The organism is Pseudomonas sp. LM13 (assembly GCF_041381355.1).
GTDB classification, from domain to species: Bacteria; Pseudomonadota; Gammaproteobacteria; order Pseudomonadales; family Pseudomonadaceae; genus Stutzerimonas; species Stutzerimonas frequens.
In genome coordinates this window covers 15368-33868 of sequence record NZ_JACBXH010000034.1, presented here as the reverse complement: position 1 = coordinate 33868, position 18501 = coordinate 15368, and the positions used below count along the sequence as shown (strand labels likewise).

Genomic DNA, 18501 nt, shown 5'->3' with positions numbered 1-18501 from the left:
CCTTATGCGAGGGCGCCACGCGCCGACTGGCGCTGGCGTCGCGACAGTTCTCCGGCCAGGGCCAGGTAGGCCAGTGCGCCCTTGGATTGCTTGTCGTAGACCAGCGCCGGCATACCGTGGCTGGGTGCCTCGGCAAGCCTGACGTTGCGCGGGATGACGGTGTCGTAGAGCTTGTCGCCAAAATGCGCCTTGAGCTGCTCGGAGACATCGTTGGTCAGGCTGCTGCGCGGGTCGTACATGGTGCGCAGCAGACCTTCGATCTTCAGACTCGGATTGAGTGCCTGACCGATGCGCTGGATCGAGTTGACCAGGTCGGTGAGCCCTTCGAGCGCGTAGTACTCGCACTGCATTGGGATGATCACTCCGTCCGATGCAGCCAGAGCATTGATAGTCAGCATCGACAGCGACGGGGGGCAGTCGATGAGGATGTAGTCATAATTTTCGCGGACCGGCGCCAGGGCTTCGCGCAGGCGCTTTTCCTTGGCCGGCAGATTCAACAGGGCCACCTCGGCCGCGGTCAGGTCGCGGTTGGCCGGCAGCAACTGGTAGCCACCGTGCTCGGAGAACTGCATGGCATCAACCAGGCTGCATTCGCCGATCAGCACATCGTAAATCGAGTATTCCAGGCCGAGCTTGTCCACACCGCTGCCGGTGGTGGCGTTGCCCTGCGGATCGAGATCGATCAGCAGCACGCGCCGGCGCGTCGCAACCAGCGAAGCGGCCAGGTTGATACAGGTGGTGGTCTTGGCGACACCGCCTTTCTGGTTGGCAATGGCGAAGACTTTAGCCATGGTCAGTGTCTGTCCGGGTCATGAAGTGCGGCGCAGTATCAGCAGATGGCGCTGGCCTTGGCAACCGGGAACCTTGAGTACGTGACAGGCATCGAGGCGGAAGTCCGCTGGCAGCCGCTGCAGCTCGTCGTCCGGCTGCACGCCTTTCATCGCCAGCCAGCGCGTTTCGGTATCGCCCAGATGGCGTGTCCAGCTGGCGAAGTCCTCCAGCGAGCTGAAGGCACGCGAGGTGATGCCGTCGAAAGCGATGGCTGGCTGGAACTGCTCGACACGGCTGTGCACCACCTCGAGATTGGCCAGTTTCAGCTCCAGCTTCACCTGGGTGAGAAAGCGCGTCTTCTTGCCGTTCGAGTCCAGCAGGGTGAAGGCCAGCTCGGGGAACATGATCGCCAGCGGCACGCCAGGCATGCCGCCACCGCTGCCGACATCCAGCCAGTTGCGCCCACCTTCGGCGACGAAGGGTACCACGCTGAGGCTGTCGAGCAGGTGCCGCGACACCATCTCGTCCGGGTCGCGTACGGCGGTCAGGTTGTAGGCATTGTTCCACTTGATCAGCAGCGCCAGGTAGGCCAGCAGCAGTTGTTGCTGGCGGTCGTCCAGGGGGATGCCGAGCTGTCTGGCGCCGCGGACAAGTTCTTCGGCGTGAGATTCGCTGACCAGATTCATCAGGCGCTCTGCTCCAGCTGTTGGCCAGCGCTGCGCTTCTTCAGGTGGATCATCAGCAGAGACACCGCAGCGGGAGTGACCCCGGGAATACGTGAGGCTTGGCCAAGCGTCTCGGGGCGAGCCTGGCCGAGCTTGTGCTGGATTTCCTTGGACAGCCCCGGGATGGTGGCATAATCGAGATCTGCCGGCAGCGCGACACTCTCGCTGGCCCGCAGCTTCTCGATCTCGTCCTGCTGCCGCTCGATGTAACCTGCGTACTTGGTCTTGATCTCGACCTGCTCGGCGACCTGCGGATCCGGTTCGCCCGGCCCGGTCAGTTCGATCAGGCTCTGATAATCGATTTCGGGACGCGCAAGCAGATTGAGCAGGTTGTACTCGCGGGCCAGCGGGCTGCCGAAGCGTTCGGCGATGGCATCGCCTTGCGGCGTGCCGGGGCGCACCCAGCTGTTCTTCAGGCGCTGTTCCTCGCGCTCGATGCCCTCGCGCTTGGCGCAGAACGCCGCCCAGCGGGCGTCGTCCACCAGCCCGAGCTCACGGCCCTTCTCGGTCAGGCGCAGGTCGGCATTGTCCTCGCGCAGAATCAGCCGGTACTCGGCGCGCGAGGTGAACATGCGATACGGTTCCTGCGTGCCGAGGGTGATCAGGTCATCGACCAGCACGCCAAGATAGGCCTCGTCGCGACGCGGACACCAGCTGTCCTTGCCCTGAGCACGCAGCGCCGCATTTGCGCCGGCGAGCAGGCCCTGAGCACCGGCTTCTTCGTAACCGGTGGTGCCATTGATCTGGCCGGCGAAGAACAGCCCGCCAATGACCTTGGTCTCCAGGCTGTACTTGAGATCACGTGGATCGAAATAGTCGTATTCGATGGCGTAGCCCGGCCGCACGATGTGCGCATTTTCCATGCCACGAATGCTCTGCACGATCTGCAGCTGCACGTCGAACGGCAGCGAGGTGGAGATGCCGTTGGGATAAAGCTCGTGAGTCGTCAGGCCTTCCGGCTCGAGGAAGACCTGATGGCTGTCCTTGTCGGCAAAACGATGAATCTTGTCTTCGATCGAAGGGCAGTAGCGCGGTCCCACGCCTTCGATCACGCCGGAATACATCGGCGAGCGATCGAGGTTGGCGGCGATGATCTCGTGAGTACGCGCGTTGGTGTGGGTGATCCAGCAGCTGACCTGCGGCGGATGCTGCTCCCGGCTGCCGAGAAAGGACATCACCGGCAGCGGCGTGTCGCCAGGTTGCTCGGTCATCTGCGAAAAGTCCACCGAACGGCCGTCGATGCGTGGCGGCGTGCCGGTCTTCAGCCGACCGACGCGCAGCGGCAGTTCGCGCAGGCGCTTGGCCAAGGCGATCGAAGGCGGATCGCCTGCACGTCCGCCTGAATAATTCTGCAGACCTATGTGGATAAGTCCGCCAAGAAAGGTTCCGGTGGTCAGCACCACTGACGTGGCGAGGAAACGCAGCCCCATCTGCGTGACGACGCCACGGACCTCGTTCTGCTCGACGATCAGGTCGTCGGCCGCTTGCTGAAATATCCACAGGTTGGGCTGGTTTTCCAAGGCTTCGCGAACTGCAGCCTTGTAAAGCACCCGGTCGGCTTGTGCACGGGTGGCACGCACGGCAGGTCCCTTGCGGCTGTTGAGCACACGGAACTGGATGCCGCCCTTGTCGGTGGCGGTTGCCATGGCGCCGCCTAGAGCGTCGATTTCCTTGACCAGATGACTCTTGCCGATGCCACCGATGGCAGGGTTGCAGCTCATCTGGCCGAGGGTTTCCACGTTGTGGCTGAGCAGCAGGGTCTTCACGCCCATGCGTGCCGCTGCCAGCGCAGCTTCGGTGCCGGCATGGCCGCCGCCGATAACGATCACGTCAAAACGGGAAGGGAAGTCCACCACGCACCTCGTGCCTGTCTAGATGGGAGTTTGGGAAACCGCGAAGTATAGGGATTTAGCTGGAGCTAAAGAAGGGCTCTGAGCAAAAAATGACCAACCATTCGACGGGGTACGTCAGTGGTAAACATAGAAATAGAGAAGAAATAGATAAGAAGCTTATTTTTATGTTTATGTATGGTGAACTACCGTCCTGTGGATAACCCTCTGAAGCCCGCGTCGCTCTAGCTCTCTAGGAAAGGATAAGCCTGTGCTTCGGCTGGGTGTTAGCCGTGTGAACGCGACGCGCATCCTGTGGATTAAAGGCCTAGTTATGCACATATGGATTTTTCACCCGTTTTTAAGATGACTTTTCTACTGCCTTCAGGCGGGCTTTTCCACAGGGCTCATTGACGGCACAACGGGCAGCCGAATGCCTGCGCTGGGTTTCTTCAGCGCGAAGTTGCGCGTTGTGGGTGAAGGGAGAGGAAGTGAAGCGGGCGCGATCAACGCCCGTTCTGAGTCATTTGCCGATGCAGAAGCTGGAGAAGATTCGCCCGAGCAGGTCGTCCGAGCTGAACGCTCCGGTGATCTCGCCGAGCGCCTGTTGTGCCAGGCGCAGATCCTCGGCCAGCAACTCGCCCGCGCCGGCCAGTGTCAGTTGAGCATGCCCATGCTGCAGATACTGGTCGGCCAGACGCAGTGCGTCCAGATGGCGGCGCCGAGCGCTGAAGCTGCTTTCAGAAGTCTGCTCGTAGCCCATGCACTGCTTGAGGTGTTCGCGGAGCAGCTCGATACCTTCACCTGACCGGGCGCACAGGCTCAATGTTGCCTGTCCGCTGTCGTCAAAGCGAATCGCGATCGGCTCACCGCTCAGATCGGCTTTGTTTCGGATCAGCGTCACCCGGTTCGGTGCCGGGCTGAACTCAAGAAACTCCGGCCAGAGGGCCATGGGATCCAGCGCTTCAGGTGCACTGGCATCGACCATCAGCAGCACTCTGTCCGCTTCGCCGATGGCGTTGAGCGCCCGTTGCACGCCAATGCGCTCGACCTGATCGTCGGTGTCGCGCAGACCGGCCGTGTCGACGACATGCAACGGCATGCCATCGATGAGGATGTGTTCGCGCAGCACGTCGCGGGTGGTGCCGGCAATATCGGTCACAATCGCAGCCTCGCGGCCCGCCAGTGCATTGAGCAGGCTGGATTTACCGGCGTTCGGGCGTCCCGCGATCACTACCGTCATCCCGTCCCGCAGCAAGGCACCCTGCCCGGCCTCCCGCAGCACTGTGGATAACTCTGCTTTCACGGCGTTCAGCTGCGCCAGGACATGCCCATCGGCCAGGAAGTCGATCTCTTCTTCAGGAAAATCTATCGCCGCTTCTACGTAGATGCGTAGCTGAATCAGCTTCTCGGTCAGTTGGTGCACGCGGCGAGAGAATTCGCCCTGCAGCGAACGCACCGCATTGCGCGCCGCCTGTGCGGAGCTCGCTTCGATGAGATCGGCGATCGCCTCGGCCTGGGCCAGATCGAGCTTGTCGTTGAGGAAGGCGCGCTCACTGAACTCGCCTGGCCGAGCCAGACGCACGCCGAGTTCGACGCAGCGCTGCAGGAGCATGTCCAGGACAACCGGGCCACCATGCCCCTGTAGTTCGAGTACGTCTTCTCCGGTGAACGAATGCGGGCCTGGAAAGAACAGCAATAAGCCCTCGTCGATCACCTCGCCATCGTCTGCGTGAAATGCACCGTAGTGCGCATGCCGTGGTGTTGGCTCACGACCGGTCAGGGTAATGGCGATGGCCTTGGCCCGTGGCCCTGAGACCCGGACGATACCGACCCCTCCGCGCCCTGGAGCGGTAGCGACGGCAGCTATGGTGTCGCGAACTGGATTCATGCGGCCTCCTTTCTGGATCGCAGATAGCAGAACGCCCCAATCAAGGGGCGTTGTGCATGGGCATCTGAGGCGTCAGGCGGGCTTCGCCGCGGCCTCGATCTTGCGGGTAATGTACCACTGCTGAGCGATGGACAGGACGTTGTTGACGACCCAGTACAGCACGAGACCGGCAGGGAACCAGAGGAAGAAGAAGGTGAAGATGATCGGCAACAGCTTCATCACCCGAGCCTGCATGGGGTCCGGCGGCGTCGGGTTGAGCTGCTGCTGAATGAACATGGTCACGCCCATGATGATCGGCAGGATGAAGAACGGATCCTTGATCGACAGGTCGGTGATCCAGAACATCCAGGGCGCTTGGCGCATCTCGACGCTTTCCAGCAGGACCCAGTACAGCGCCAGGAACACCGGCATCTGCACCAGGATCGGCAGGCAGCCACCCAGCGGATTGATCTTTTCCTTCTTGTACAGCTCCATCATCGCCTGGGACATCTTCTGGCGATCGTCTCCATGCTGTTCCTTCAGCGCCTGCATCTTCGGCGAGACCGCGCGCATGCGGGCCATCGACCGGTAACTAGCGGCAGAGAGCGGGAAGAAGGCGAGCTTGATGACGATGGTCAGCACGATGATCGACCAGCCCCAGTTGCCGAGCAGCGCGTGGATGTTCTCCAGCAGCCAGAAGATCGGCTGGGCGATGAACCAGAGAATGCCGTAGTCGACCGTCAGACGCAGTCCCGGCGAGAGCTCTTCCAGTTTGTCCTGGCTCTTCGGGCCGGCATACAGCGTGGCGCCGGTCTCACCCTGAGCACCGGCCGGCACGGTGACCGCCGGGCCGGTGAAACCGATGATGTAGTTGCCCTGGCTGTCCTTGCGGGTCTGCACCTGGTTGGTGTCGCCCGCCTGCGGGATCCAGGCGGTGACGAAGTAGTGCTGCAGCCAGGCGATCCAGCCGCCCTGCACGCTTTCGCGCAGGTTGCTTTCATCCATGTCGCCCATGGAGACCTTGCGATAGGGCTCGTCCTTGGTCCACAGCGCGGCACCCAGATAAGTGGCGGTGCCGGTGGCGGTGCTCGAGGATGGGTCGCCGCTGTTGTCGCGCTTGAGCTGGCCGAACAGATAGCCGGTCCAGGGCTTTTCGCTCTGGTTGTCGATCAGATAGTTGACCTTCAGCGCGTAGTTGCCTCGCTCCAGAGTGAAGCGCTTGGTGTAGTTGACCCCATCGGCGCTGTAGTTCAGGTCGACAACCAGCTCATCCTGCCCTTCGGCCAGTCGATACTCGGTTTTTTCGCTGCTGTACTGCGGACGGCCGCTGGCCTTGTCCGGACCATCGCCAATCAGGCCGCTCTGCGCTTCATAGGTACGCTCGCCGCTGCGCTCGAACAGCTGGAACGGCACATCGGGCCGATCCTGACGGCGAGGATACTGCGGCAGATGCAGCTCGACGATGTCCCCGCCACGCGGATCGATGGCCAGATCCAATACGTCGGTGCGCACCCGGATCAGTTGACTACTCGGTGCGCTGGCTGGCAGGGCGCTGGCCTGCTGCTGACCGGCCACGGCCGGGACGTCATCAGCATTGCCTTCGGTCGTCGCACTCGGGCTGTCCGGTAGTGCCGGCGCGGCTGGCTGGCTTTGCGCGGTTTCGGTCGGCAAAGCTGCCTGACCGTAATCCTGGTTCCACTGAAGAACCATCAGGTAGGCAACGACTGCCAGAGCTACGAGCAGTATCGAGCGTTTGATATCCATGGTTACTCGGCCATCGGAGATGAATTGGAAGTATTGTGAGGAGGCACAGGATCGTAGCCACCAGGGTTCCACGGGTGGCAACGCCCCAACCTGCGCAGGCTCAGCCAGCTGCCACGCAACAGACCATGGGTTTCGATGGCCTCTAGTGCATAGCAGGAGCAGCTTGGATAGAAACGACAGTGACTGGCCATCATCGGACTGATGGCGTACTGGTAGACCTTGATCGAAGCAATGGCCAATTTACGCATGGGTGCTGTTGGCGGCTCCAGGTTCGACGGCGGCCTTGGCTGGGTTGCGTGACAGTCGCTTCCAGAGCTTGGCGAACTGCTTCGCCAGTTCGGGATTGTCCAGATCAGCCAATCCTTTGCGGGCGATGATCACGATGTCCCAGCCCGCCAATTCCAGTTGGTGGTGGCGAAAGGTTTCCCGTATCTGCCGCTTGATGCGGTTACGTTCCACGGAAAGCTTGACGCTTTTCTTGCCGATCACCAACCCGAGGCGGGGATATTGCAGATCGTTCTCGCGTGCCAACAGCAGGACGTTCCTGCCAGGCACCTTACCGGAAGGGGAGTCGAAGACTGCCTTGAATTGGCGGGGAGTCAGCAGACGCTTTTCCCGGCCGAAGCCCCGACTCACTACCTGTTCCGATATCAGACGGTCAGACGCTTACGGCCTTTGGCGCGACGGCGGGACAGAACTTGACGACCGTTCTTGGTGGCCATGCGGGCACGGAAGCCATGGGTACGAGCGCGCTTGATGGTGCTGGGTTGGAAAGTGCGTTTCATGTGCGGTTACCTGGTGATCCATTGCGGGCCGGAATGGCCCCCTTTTAAGAGACCGGCGATTGTAGAGAAGCTGTCCAGCCAGGTCAATTTCCAACCAGTTCCGCCGAGCCAGAAAATAGATAAGAAAGAAAAGAAATATAAGCTCTTAAGATGTAATGCTTATGTATGTACCGACCACGATCTGTGGATACCTTTCTGCAGGCTATACGCAGCAAGGGCTGCAGCGATTGCAAACCAGGTGGAAAAGCGGTGCGCCGGGGGTAGGGAGCCTCTGTGCAGCCTGGGGATGAAATCCGGATATATCCACAGCGGACAGAACTCATCGCTTTCCCACAGGGTTGAACACCCGCCCTTAGGTGGAGTTATCAACAGGCTTGCAGGGCGGCTTTTCGTTCTGTCTGCTAAGCCGGGATCGCAGTGGCACGGGTCGGGTTCTTGTGGATAACCAGCCGGTGCACAGCTACAATGGCCGCCGTCTTACCTCGACAGAGTCGATAGGAGCTTCCGTGTCGGTGGAACTTTGGCAGCAGTGTGTTGAGCTTTTGCGCGATGAACTGCCTGCTCAGCAATTCAACACATGGATTCGTCCCCTGCAGGTGGAGGGCGACGGCGATGAACTGCGCGTCTATGCCCCCAATCGCTTCGTGCTCGACTGGGTCAATGAAAAGTACCTGTCGCGACTGCTGGAGCTGCTTTCCGAACGGTCCACCGGGCTGGCGCCGGCGCTCTCCCTTCTTATAGGTAGCAAGCGCACCTCGTCCGCCGCCCTGCCCTCCGCGGCCGCAGCCGCGCGCGCCCAGCCGCAACCAGCAGCAACCACGCCGGTCGCGCCCGCAGCGGTGGCGCAACCGCAAGCGGCCCGGTTCGAGCCGGTGGTTGCCGAGCCCCCAGAGCCCGAGCCGCCGCGTACCGAGCGTACCGTCCAGGTCGAAGGTGGTCTAAAGCACACCAGCTATCTGAATCGCACCTTCACTTTCGAGAATTTCGTCGAAGGCAAATCCAACCAGCTGGCGCGGGCTGCGGCCTGGCAGGTGGCGGACAACCCCAAGCACGGTTACAACCCGCTCTTCCTTTATGGGGGGGTGGGCCTGGGCAAGACCCACCTGATGCATGCTGTGGGTAACCATCTGCTGAAAAAGAACCCGAATGCCAAGGTGGCGTACCTGCACTCGGAGCGTTTCGTGGCCGACATGGTCAAGGCCCTGCAGCTCAACGCGATCAACGAGTTCAAGCGCTTCTACCGTTCAGTGGATGCGCTGCTGATCGATGACATCCAGTTCTTCGCCAAGAAAGAGCGCTCCCAGGAAGAATTCTTCCATACCTTCAATGCGCTGCTTGAAGGCGGCCAGCAGGTCATTCTCACCAGCGACCGCTATCCGAAGGAGATCGATGGGCTCGAAGAGCGTCTGAAGTCGCGTTTCGGTTGGGGTTTGACCGTAGCGGTCGAGCCGCCCGAACTGGAGACCCGTGTGGCGATCCTGATGAAGAAGGCGGATCAAGCGAAGGTGGATCTGCCCCACGATGCGGCGTTTTTCATTGCCCAGCGCATTCGCTCCAACGTCCGCGAACTTGAGGGAGCGCTGAAGCGGGTGATCGCCCATGCCCACTTCATGGGCCGCGATATCACCATCGAGCTGATACGCGAATCGCTGAAAGACCTGCTGGCGTTGCAGGATAAACTGGTCAGCGTCGACAATATCCAGCGCACCGTGGCCGAGTACTACAAGATCAAGATTTCCGATCTGCTGTCCAAGCGGCGTTCCCGTTCTGTCGCGCGTCCGCGGCAAGTGGCCATGGCTTTGTCCAAGGAATTGACCAATCACAGCCTGCCGGAGATCGGCGATGCGTTCGGCGGTCGAGATCACACCACGGTGCTGCATGCCTGTCGTAAGATCGCCGAATTGCGGGAAACAGACGCGGATATACGTGAAGATTACAAAAATCTGCTGCGAACTTTGACAACCTGAGTGCGACCTTATCTATAGGCAAGGGACCAGACCATGCATTTTTCCATTCAGCGCGAAGCCCTGTTGAAACCCCTGCAGCTGGTTGCTGGCGTCGTCGAACGCCGTCAGACCTTGCCGGTGCTGTCCAACGTTCTTCTCGTCGTACAGGGGCAGCAGTTGTCGCTGACCGGTACCGATCTAGAGGTTGAACTGGTGGGGCGCGTCGCGCTCGAAGAAGCCGCCGAGCCTGGCGAGATCACCGTGCCGGCACGCAAGCTGATGGATATCTGCAAGAGCCTGCCGAGCGATGCGCTGATCAGTATTCGCCTGGATGACCAGAAGGTCGTCATCAAGTCGGGGCGCAGCCGCTTCACGCTGTCGACCCTGCCGGCCAACGATTTCCCCACAGTGGAAGAAGGTCCTGGCTCGCTGTCGTTTACTGTCGAGCAGGGCAAGCTGCGCAAGCTCATCGAGCGCAGCGCGTTCGCCATGGCCCAGCAGGATGTGCGCTATTACCTCAACGGCATGCTGATCGAAGTGTCCAGCGGCATGCTGCGTGCCGTGGCCACCGATGGCCATCGCCTGGCCATGTGCTCGATGCAGGCCGGCATCGAACAGCCGGATCGCCATCAGGTGATCGTCCCGCGCAAGGGCATCTTGGAACTGGCGCGCCTGCTCAACGATCAGGATGCCGAAGTCAGCATCGTGCTGGGTCAGCATCACATTCGCGCTACTACTGGCGAGTTCACCTTCACCTCCAAGCTGGTGGACGGAAAATTCCCGGACTACGAGCGTGTGCTGCCGCGGGGCGGCGACAAGCTGGTGGTCGGTGATCGCCAGCTGTTGCGCGAGGCGTTCAGCCGCACGGCGATCCTCTCCAACGAGAAGTACCGCGGCATTCGCCTGCAGCTAGAAAGCGGCCTGTTGAAGATCCAGGCCAACAACCCGGAGCAGGAGGAAGCCGAAGAGGAAGTGGCAGTCGATTACAACGGAGGATCGCTGGAGATCGGTTTCAACGTCAGCTACCTGCTCGATGTCCTGGGCGTGATGACCACCGAGCAGGTGCGTCTGATTCTCTCCGACGCCAACAGCAGCGCTCTGGTGCAGGAGTTCGACAACGACGATTCCGCTTACGTCGTGATGCCGATGCGTCTGTAACCCCGCTTAATGTCCCTCAGCCGTCTCTCCGTCACCGGGGTTCGCAATCTGCAACCGGTGACGCTGACCCCTTCCCCGCGCATCAACATCCTCTTCGGCGACAACGGCAGCGGCAAGACGAGCCTGCTGGAAGCCATCCACCTGCTCGGGCTCGCACGTTCCTTTCGCAGTATTCGACTGAATCCGGTGATCACCTATGAGCAACCGGCCTGCACGGTGTTCGGCCAGGTCGAGCTTCCGGACCAGCACAGTCGAGCCCTGGGGGTTTCCAGAGATCGCAGCGGCGAAGTCAGGATTCGTATCGATGGGCAGAGCGTTCGCTCTGCCGCCGAGCTGGCTGACACCCTGCCGCTGCAGCTGATCAACCCGGACAGTTTCCGCTTGCTGGAGGGGGCCCCCAAGCTGCGCAGGCAGTTCCTAGACTGGGGTGTGTTCCACGTGGAACATCGTTTCATGAGTGCCTGGCAGCGGCTGCAGCAGGCCCTGCGGCAACGGAACTCATGGCTCCGGCATGGTACACTGGACGGCGCTTCGGACGCCGCGTGGAGCCGGGAACTGAGCTTGGCCAGCGACGAGATCGATGGTTACCGCCGCGCTTACATCCAAACGCTTAAACCGGTCTTCGAGACGACGCTCAAGGCGTTGCTGGACCTGGATGGCCTGACGCTGAGCTATTACCGCGGTTGGGACAAGGATCGGCCATTGGTCGATGTGCTTGCATCGTCACTGGAGCGCGATCGCGCGATTGGCCATACGCAGTCCGGTCCACAGCGTGCGGATCTGCGACTCAAGGTTGGTGCTCATAACGCGGCTGAAGTGCTGTCGCGTGGGCAACAGAAGCTGGTGGTGTGTGCGTTGCGCATTGCCCAAGGTCATCTCGTCAGCGAGGCCAAGCGCGGGCAATGCATTTATCTGGTCGACGACCTGCCCTCGGAGCTGGATGCGCAGCACCGATTGGCGTTGTGCAGGTTGCTCGAGCAGCTGAACTGTCAGGTGTTTATTACCTGCGTCGATTCAACCGTTTTGCAAGAAGGCTGGGGTGAACAGACACCAGTCTCAATGTTTCACGTGGAACATGGGCAAATAACCCAACTCCACGGCCCCTCGGGAGTGAAGGCATGAGTGAGAACCACACGTACGACTCTTCGAGCATCAAGGTGCTGAAAGGTCTTGATGCCGTGCGTAAGCGCCCTGGCATGTATATCGGCGACACCGATGACGGCACCGGCCTGCACCACATGGTCTTCGAGGTCGTCGATAACTCGATCGATGAAGCGCTGGCCGGCTACTGCAGCGATATTTCCATCACCATCCATACCGACGAATCCATTACCGTGCGCGACAACGGGCGCGGCATTCCGGTGGATATTCACGAAGAAGGTGTATCGGCAGCCGAGGTCATCATGACCGTGCTGCACGCTGGCGGTAAGTTCGATGACAACTCCTACAAGGTATCCGGTGGTCTGCACGGCGTGGGTGTCTCGGTGGTGAACGCATTGTCCGAGGAGCTACTGCTGACCATCCGCCGCGAAGGCAAGGTGTGGGAACAGCTCTATCGCCATGGCGTCCCGCAAGCTCCGCTCGCGGCGGTGGGCGAAACCGATACGTCGGGCACGCAGATCCATTTCAAGCCCTCCGCCGAGACCTTCCAGAACATCCATTTCAGCTGGGACATTCTGGCCAAGCGTCTGCGCGAGCTGTCTTTCCTCAACTCCGGCGTGGGTATCGTCCTGCGCGACGAGCGCACGGCCAAGGAAGAACTGTTCAAGTACGAGGGCGGCCTCAGCGCCTTCGTCGCCTACCTGAACACCAACAAGACCGCGGTGAACCAGGTCTTCCACTTCAACGTCCAGCGTGACGATGGCGTCGGCGTCGAAGTCGCGCTGCAGTGGAACGACAGCTTCAACGAGAACATCCTCTGCTTTACCAACAACATTCCCCAGCGTGACGGCGGTACCCACCTGGCCGGCTTCCGTTCCGCGCTGACGCGCAACCTGAACAACTACATCGAGCAGGAAGGTCTGGCGAAGAAGCACAAGATCTCCACCACCGGTGACGATGCGCGTGAAGGCCTGACCGCAATCATCTCGGTCAAGGTGCCGGATCCGAAGTTCAGCTCGCAAACCAAGGACAAGCTGGTTTCTTCTGAGGTGAAGACGGCGGTGGAACAGGAAATGGGCAAGTACTTCGCCGACTTCCTGCTGGAACATCCCAACGAAGCCAAGGCTGTGGTTGGCAAGATGATCGACGCCGCGCGTGCCCGTGAGGCGGCGCGCAAGGCGCGGGAAATGACCCGCCGCAAGGGTGCGCTGGATATCGCCGGCCTGCCGGGCAAGCTTGCCGACTGTCAGGAGAAGGATCCTGCGCTGTCCGAACTGTACATCGTGGAGGGTGACTCCGCGGGTGGCTCGGCGAAGCAGGGCCGCAACCGCAAGACCCAGGCGATCCTCCCGCTCAAGGGCAAGATCCTCAACGTCGAGAAGGCACGCTTCGACAAGATGCTCTCGTCCCAGGAAGTCGGCACGCTGATCACCGCGCTGGGTTGCGGCATCGGCCGCGAGGAATACAACATCGACAAGCTGCGCTACCACAACATCATCATTATGACCGATGCTGACGTTGACGGTTCGCACATCCGCACCCTGCTCTTGACCTTCTTCTTCCGCCAGTTGCCCGAGCTGATCGAGCGTGGCTACGTGTATATCGCGCAGCCGCCTCTGTACAAGGTCAAGCGCGGCAAGCAGGAGCAGTACATCAAGGACGACGAGGCGATGGAGGAGTACCTCACCCAGTCGGCCCTGGAAGATGCCAGCCTGCACGTCAACGATGATGCGCCAGGCCTGGCCGGCGAAGCGCTGGAGAAGCTGGTCAACGACTACCGTACGGTAATGAAGACCCTGCAGCGCCTGTCGCGGCTGTACCCGCTGGAGCTGACCGAGCACTTCATCTATCTGCCTCGGGTTACGCTCGAGCAGCTGGCTGACCACTCCGCGATGCAGGCCTGGCTCGAGCAGTACAGCGCGCGGCTCAAGGGTGGCGAGCGCTCGGGGCTGGTCTACAACCTCAGCCTGCGCGAGGACAAGGAACGCCACCTGTGGCTCCCGGAGGTGGAGATCAGCTCCCACGGCCTGGCCAGCTACATCACCTTCAACCGTGATTTCTTCGGCAGCAACGATTACCGCACGGTGACCGCGCTGGGCGAGAAGCTCAACAGTCTGCTGGAAGAAGGTGCCTACGTGCAGCGTGGCGAGCGCAAGAAGCCGGTCGCCAGCTTCAAGGAAGCGCTGGACTGGCTGATGAACGAGGGTACCCGTCGACACAGCGTTCAGCGCTACAAGGGTCTCGGCGAGATGAACCCGGACCAACTGTGGGAAACCACCATGGACCCGAACGTGCGGCGCATGCTCAAGGTGACGATCGAGGACGCCATCGCGGCGGACCAGATCTTCAACACGCTGATGGGCGATGCAGTGGAACCCCGCCGGGAGTTCATCGAAACCAACGCACTGGCGGTCTCGAATCTGGACTTCTGATGCTGGAGGTCGTTGAAGTTAATCGGCACTTTCTCCAAAGTTAGCCGACATCTGCAAAGTTAACCGACAACGGCTAGCTGACCTGAAACCCCGCAGTCTCTGGGCTTGCGGGGTTTTTATTTGTGCAGATGCGAGTACATCGGCACAGGTCAAACAGAGGAAAAAGCGGTTTTTTGGTGCGCCCGTTTCGGCGCCATTTGCACTGTTAGCCCTGTTAATATCTACAGTAATTGGGATGTGCGCGCATCGACCAAGGACGAACAGGATCAGAGAATGCTCAAGCTCGAAGACATCAAGAAAGACGCACAGGTCAGGGGGATCCAGGCGGATGAGATCGTGCGTGTCGTCACGGTCGAGCCTGTTGGCGACAATGCCATTACCGTCTACTTCAAGGACAGCCAGGGTCGCTTAGGCGAGCAGATGCTGTTCCGCTCGGACGAGGTGCGTCTAGAGCTTGCTCAGGCTGGCAGGCCTTGGTCATTTGATGCTCCGGGTGCTGACTTTAAGCTTGGATTGGAAGCCTATCGGATCAATCTGGCGCACCTGTTCGATCCGATGATGGCTGTGCACACGTCCAACGTAGATCCTCTCCCCCATCAGATTTCTGCTGTGTATGAGTCCATGCTGCCTCGGCAGCCGCTTCGCTTTGTTCTGGCTGACGATCCTGGCGCAGGCAAGACCATCATGGCTGGACTACTGATTCGCGAGCTCCTGATGCGCTCGGATGCCAAGCGAATCCTGGTGGTGTCACCTGGCTCCCTGACCGAGCAGTGGCAGGATGAATTGCTGGAAAAATTCGGAGTGAAGTTCGAAGTCTTCAGTCGTGAGAAGCAAGAGCAATGCGCCTCGGGTAACTACTTCGAGGAGACCAATCTGCTGATCGCACGCCTCGATCAGTTGTCCCGCAGTGAGGAGTTCCAGCAGAAGCTCAAGAACACTGAGTGGGATCTGATCATCGTCGACGAGGCCCACAAGCTCTCCGCCAACTACTTCGGCAGCAAGGTGAATAAGACCAAGCGCTTCGAACTAGGTGAGCTGCTCGGTTCCATCACTCGGCACTTCCTGTTGATGACCGCCACACCGCACAACGGCAAGGAAGAAGACTTTCAGATCTGGCTTTCGCTGCTGGATGGAGACCGCTTCTACGGCAAATTCCGTGAGGGAGCGCATAAGGTCGATGTCTCCGACATGATGCGCCGTATGGTGAAAGAGGAGTTGCTGAAGTTCGATGGCACTCCCCTCTTCCCCGAGCGACGTGCCTATACGGCCAACTACGAGTTGTCTGACCTTGAGGCCGCGCTGTACCACGAAGTCACCGAGTACGTTCGCAACGAAATGAATCGGGCTGACCAGCTCGATGGGAAGCGCAAGGGCACCGTAGGCTTCGCCCTGACGCAGCTTCAGCGCCGTCTTGCTTCCAGCCCTGAAGCGATCTACCAGTCGCTCCAGCGGCGCCGTAAGCGCATGGAAAATCGATTGGAAGAGACCAAGCTGCTGGCTCGTGGCCAAGGAGTGGCCAGCACGCTGGGCGAATACCATGTGAAGAAGCAGATTGAGCTTCCCGATAGCTTCGACGAGCTGGATGAGGAGCTCAGCGCTGACGAGTACGAGCTGTATTCGGAACAGGTCGTAGACCAAGCCACTGCTGCGGAAACCATTCCTGAGCTTGAGGCTGAGATCTGGTCACTGAAGGCTCTGGAAGCGAAGGCGCTTTCGGTGGTTCAGTCGGGCAAGGACAAGAAGTGGGAACAGCTCTCCTGCTTGTTGCAGGACACGCCTGAGATGTTCACCAGCAGTGGCAGCCGCCGCAAGCTGATCATCTTCACCGAGCACCGCGATACCCTGAATTACCTGGTTGCACGAATTGGGAACATGCTGGGCAAGCCCGAGGCTGTCGTGACCATCCATGGCGGTACTAACCGCGATGAACGGCGCAAGATTCAGGAGGAGTTCCGCAACAACCCCAATGTCCTGGTGCTGATTGCCACCGACGCAGCAGGTGAAGGCGTGAACTTGCAGAACGCCAACCTGATGGTCAATTACGACCTCCCTTGGAACCCGAATCGTCTTGAACAGCGCTTTGGTCGTATCCACCGCATTGGCCAGACAGAGGTCTGCCACTTGTGGAACATCGTTGCCAATGAGACCCGAGAGGGGGAAGTGTTCCAGAAGCTTTTCGAAAAGCTGGAGATCGAGAAGCAAGCCCTAGGCGGCAAAGTCTTCGATGTACTGGGCGAGGCGTTTGACAATATTTCGCTCAAGGATTTGTTGATCGAAGCCATCCGCTACGGTGATGCGCCGGAGACCCGTGCCAAGCTCACCCAGGTCATTGATGGGGCTTTGGATACCGACCACTTGAAGGAGATCCTTCGCCGCAACGCTTTGGTCGAGCAGCACATGAGCCTGGCTGACCTCTACGCAGTAAAAGAGGAAATGGAGAAGGCCGAGGCCCGCAAGCTTCAGCCCTACTTCATCCGCGCCTTCTTCACCGAGGCTTTCACCTCTTTAGGTGGTGAAATGCGTCCTCGTGAGTCCGGTCGCTATGAGATCCGCCATGTGCCGGCAGGTCTACGTGAACGGGATCGTGTGATCGGCGAAAGCCGTACACCCGTGTTGAAGCAGTACGAGCGAATCTGCTTTGAAAAGCAGCATGTCCGCTTGCATGGCAAACCTATGGCCGACCTGATTCATCCTGGTCATCCATTGATGATGGCCAGCACCGACCTGATCCTCTCGGCACATCGCAGCAAGCTCAAGCAAGGCGCGATTCTCGTTGACCCCAATGACGACGGCATTCAACCCAAGGTGCTGTTCATGATTGACCACAGTGTTCGGGAGAACATGTCTCAGAACACTGCTCAGGCTAAAACCGTTTCCCGCCGTTTGCAGTTTGTCGAGATCGATCAACATGGCAACACCATCAACGCTGGTTGGGCACCTCACCTAGACCTGCTACCCATCGAGAACACGGATCGCCAGTTGATTGGTGATGTGTTGTCAGCTCCATGGATTACCCAAAATCTTGAAGCTTTGGCCCTGCACCATGCTTCCGAACATTTGGTTCCGGAGCATTACCAAGAGGTGAAGGTTCGACTTGAGCGCCAGGCGGATAAGATTCTGGGTGCAGTGAATGAGCGCCTGGTGAAGGAGATCAACTACTGGTCGGATCGCTTTATCAAGCTCAGCGAGGATGTCAGCGCGGGTAAACAGCCGCGTATGCAGCCAGAAAATGCCCGTCGCCGTGTAGATGAACTTACCGCTCGCCTCAGCCAGCGCAAGAGTGAGTTGGAGGCGATGAAGAATGTGGTATCGAGCACCCCAGTTGTCCTAGGTGGTGCCTTGGTCATTCCGGCTGGCTTACTGGCACAGCGTAAAGGCGAAACTACCTTCTGTGCCGATGCCGAAGCCCGTTCACGCATTGAATGGGCCGCAATGAATGCAGTCATTGCAGCTGAGAAAGCCATGGGCCATGAGATTTTTGATGTGTCAGCACAGAAGTGCGGCTGGGATATCACGGCCCGTCCACCTGTTGGGCCAGATAATGCCCTACGCGATGATCGTCATATCGAAGTCAAGGGGCGCGTCAAGGGCGCCACTACCGTCACAGTGACCAAGAACGAGATCTTCTCCAGCTTCAACCAGGGCGAGAAATTCATCCTCGCCATCGTGTTGGTGGACGGTGATCAGGTCGATGGCCCCTACTACATCAAGCACCCGTTCAAGACTGAGCCTGAGTTCGGTGTAGCTAGCGTCAACTATGACCTGCAAGAGCTACTTGGTCGCGCTATTCAACCAGAGGCCAGCCTTTGAGCAGTAGCAATTTTTCCCAGCGAACAAAGATAGACGCTCCAGAGCTTTCGCTACCGGGGCGTCGGGCCAGCGATGTTATCGCTGGCGATAGCGATCTGACTAAACCTATCCAGCAGGTACGCAAGCGCTTCCCGAACAAGCGGTTGATTGTGGTGTTTCCGGCCAATAGCCAATCCGCGCAGCTCAAGAAGGCAGCCAATGGTTACCTCTCCATTGGTGAAGACAAGCTACGTCAAAATCAACTGACAAATACTGTGATGACTTCCAGTGGCTTTGCCCTGCATCGCCCACCCCACTGGAGCTAAGGAAT

14 protein-coding genes are annotated in these 18501 nt (G+C 59.6%); 6 read left to right on the top strand and 8 right to left on the bottom strand.

Annotated elements, in window-relative coordinates; translation table 11 throughout:
- Positions 1–2: 2 nt before the first annotated feature.
- The 8 genes from HZR81_RS18230 to rpmH form a co-directional block, all read right to left on the bottom strand.
- Positions 3–791 carry a ParA family protein gene (locus tag HZR81_RS18230; protein WP_003303699.1) on the bottom strand — a complete coding sequence of 263 codons (789 nt, stop codon included), beginning with the start codon at positions 789–791 and terminating at the stop codon, positions 3–5.
- Between the two features lie 18 nt (positions 792–809).
- A complete protein-coding gene (gene rsmG, locus HZR81_RS18225) occupies positions 810–1457 on the bottom strand; it encodes a 16S rRNA (guanine(527)-N(7))-methyltransferase RsmG (protein ID WP_500128908.1) in 648 nt (215 codons plus the stop codon).
- Entirely contained in the window at positions 1457–3349 is a 1893-nt protein-coding gene (gene mnmG, locus HZR81_RS18220) for a tRNA uridine-5-carboxymethylaminomethyl(34) synthesis enzyme MnmG (protein WP_230726630.1), read from the bottom strand. Before mnmG ends, rsmG begins: the two co-directional genes overlap by 1 nt.
- A gap of 499 nt (positions 3350–3848) precedes the next feature.
- Entirely contained in the window at positions 3849–5216 is a 1368-nt protein-coding gene (mnmE, locus tag HZR81_RS18215) for a tRNA uridine-5-carboxymethylaminomethyl(34) synthesis GTPase MnmE (RefSeq protein WP_316958737.1), read from the bottom strand.
- 72 nt (positions 5217–5288) lie between these two features.
- Positions 5289–6959 (bottom strand): membrane protein insertase YidC, encoded by a 1671-nt coding sequence (gene yidC, locus HZR81_RS18210; RefSeq protein ID WP_500128907.1) that lies wholly within the window; start codon positions 6957–6959, stop codon positions 5289–5291.
- A 2-nt stretch (positions 6960–6961) separates the two neighbouring features.
- Complete coding sequence (yidD, locus tag HZR81_RS18205) at positions 6962–7207, bottom strand: membrane protein insertion efficiency factor YidD (RefSeq protein ID WP_133455175.1); 246 nt, start codon at positions 7205–7207, stop codon at positions 6962–6964.
- The gene (gene rnpA, locus HZR81_RS18200; RefSeq protein ID WP_063540256.1) at positions 7200–7595 is read right to left on the bottom strand and encodes a ribonuclease P protein component; all 396 of its coding nucleotides are present in this window, start codon (positions 7593–7595) and stop codon (positions 7200–7202) included. Before rnpA ends, yidD begins: the two co-directional genes overlap by 8 nt.
- Positions 7596–7609: 14 nt before the next feature.
- The gene (rpmH, locus tag HZR81_RS18195) at positions 7610–7744 is read right to left on the bottom strand and encodes a 50S ribosomal protein L34 (protein ID WP_003290924.1); all 135 of its coding nucleotides are present in this window, start codon (positions 7742–7744) and stop codon (positions 7610–7612) included.
- Positions 7745–8250: 506 nt separating this feature from the next.
- Here rpmH and dnaA point away from each other — a divergent pair.
- The 6 genes from dnaA (at position 8251) to HZR81_RS18165 (ending at position 18496) form a co-directional block, all read left to right on the top strand.
- Entirely contained in the window at positions 8251–9711 is a 1461-nt protein-coding gene (gene dnaA / locus HZR81_RS18190) for a chromosomal replication initiator protein DnaA (RefSeq protein ID WP_500128913.1), read from the top strand.
- Positions 9712–9744: 33 nt separating this feature from the next.
- Positions 9745–10848: a DNA polymerase III subunit beta gene (gene dnaN, locus HZR81_RS18185; RefSeq protein WP_500128906.1), complete on the top strand. Its 1104-nt coding sequence runs from the start codon at positions 9745–9747 to the stop codon at positions 10846–10848.
- Positions 10849–10857: 9 nt separating this feature from the next.
- Positions 10858–11970 (top strand): DNA replication/repair protein RecF, encoded by a 1113-nt coding sequence (recF, locus tag HZR81_RS18180; protein ID WP_500128905.1) that lies wholly within the window; start codon positions 10858–10860, stop codon positions 11968–11970.
- On the top strand, positions 11967–14381 hold the full coding sequence (gyrB, locus tag HZR81_RS18175) for a DNA topoisomerase (ATP-hydrolyzing) subunit B (protein WP_500128904.1): 2415 nt from the start codon (positions 11967–11969) through the stop codon (positions 14379–14381). Before recF ends, gyrB begins: the two co-directional genes overlap by 4 nt.
- A gap of 273 nt (positions 14382–14654) precedes the next feature.
- The gene (locus HZR81_RS18170; protein ID WP_500128903.1) at positions 14655–18191 is read left to right on the top strand and encodes a helicase-related protein; all 3537 of its coding nucleotides are present in this window, start codon (positions 14655–14657) and stop codon (positions 18189–18191) included.
- Positions 18188–18496, top strand: coding sequence for an NYN domain-containing protein (locus HZR81_RS18165; RefSeq protein ID WP_500128902.1), 309 nt, complete (start codon positions 18188–18190; stop codon positions 18494–18496). Before HZR81_RS18170 ends, HZR81_RS18165 begins: the two co-directional genes overlap by 4 nt.
- Positions 18497–18501: the final 5 nt, after the last annotated feature.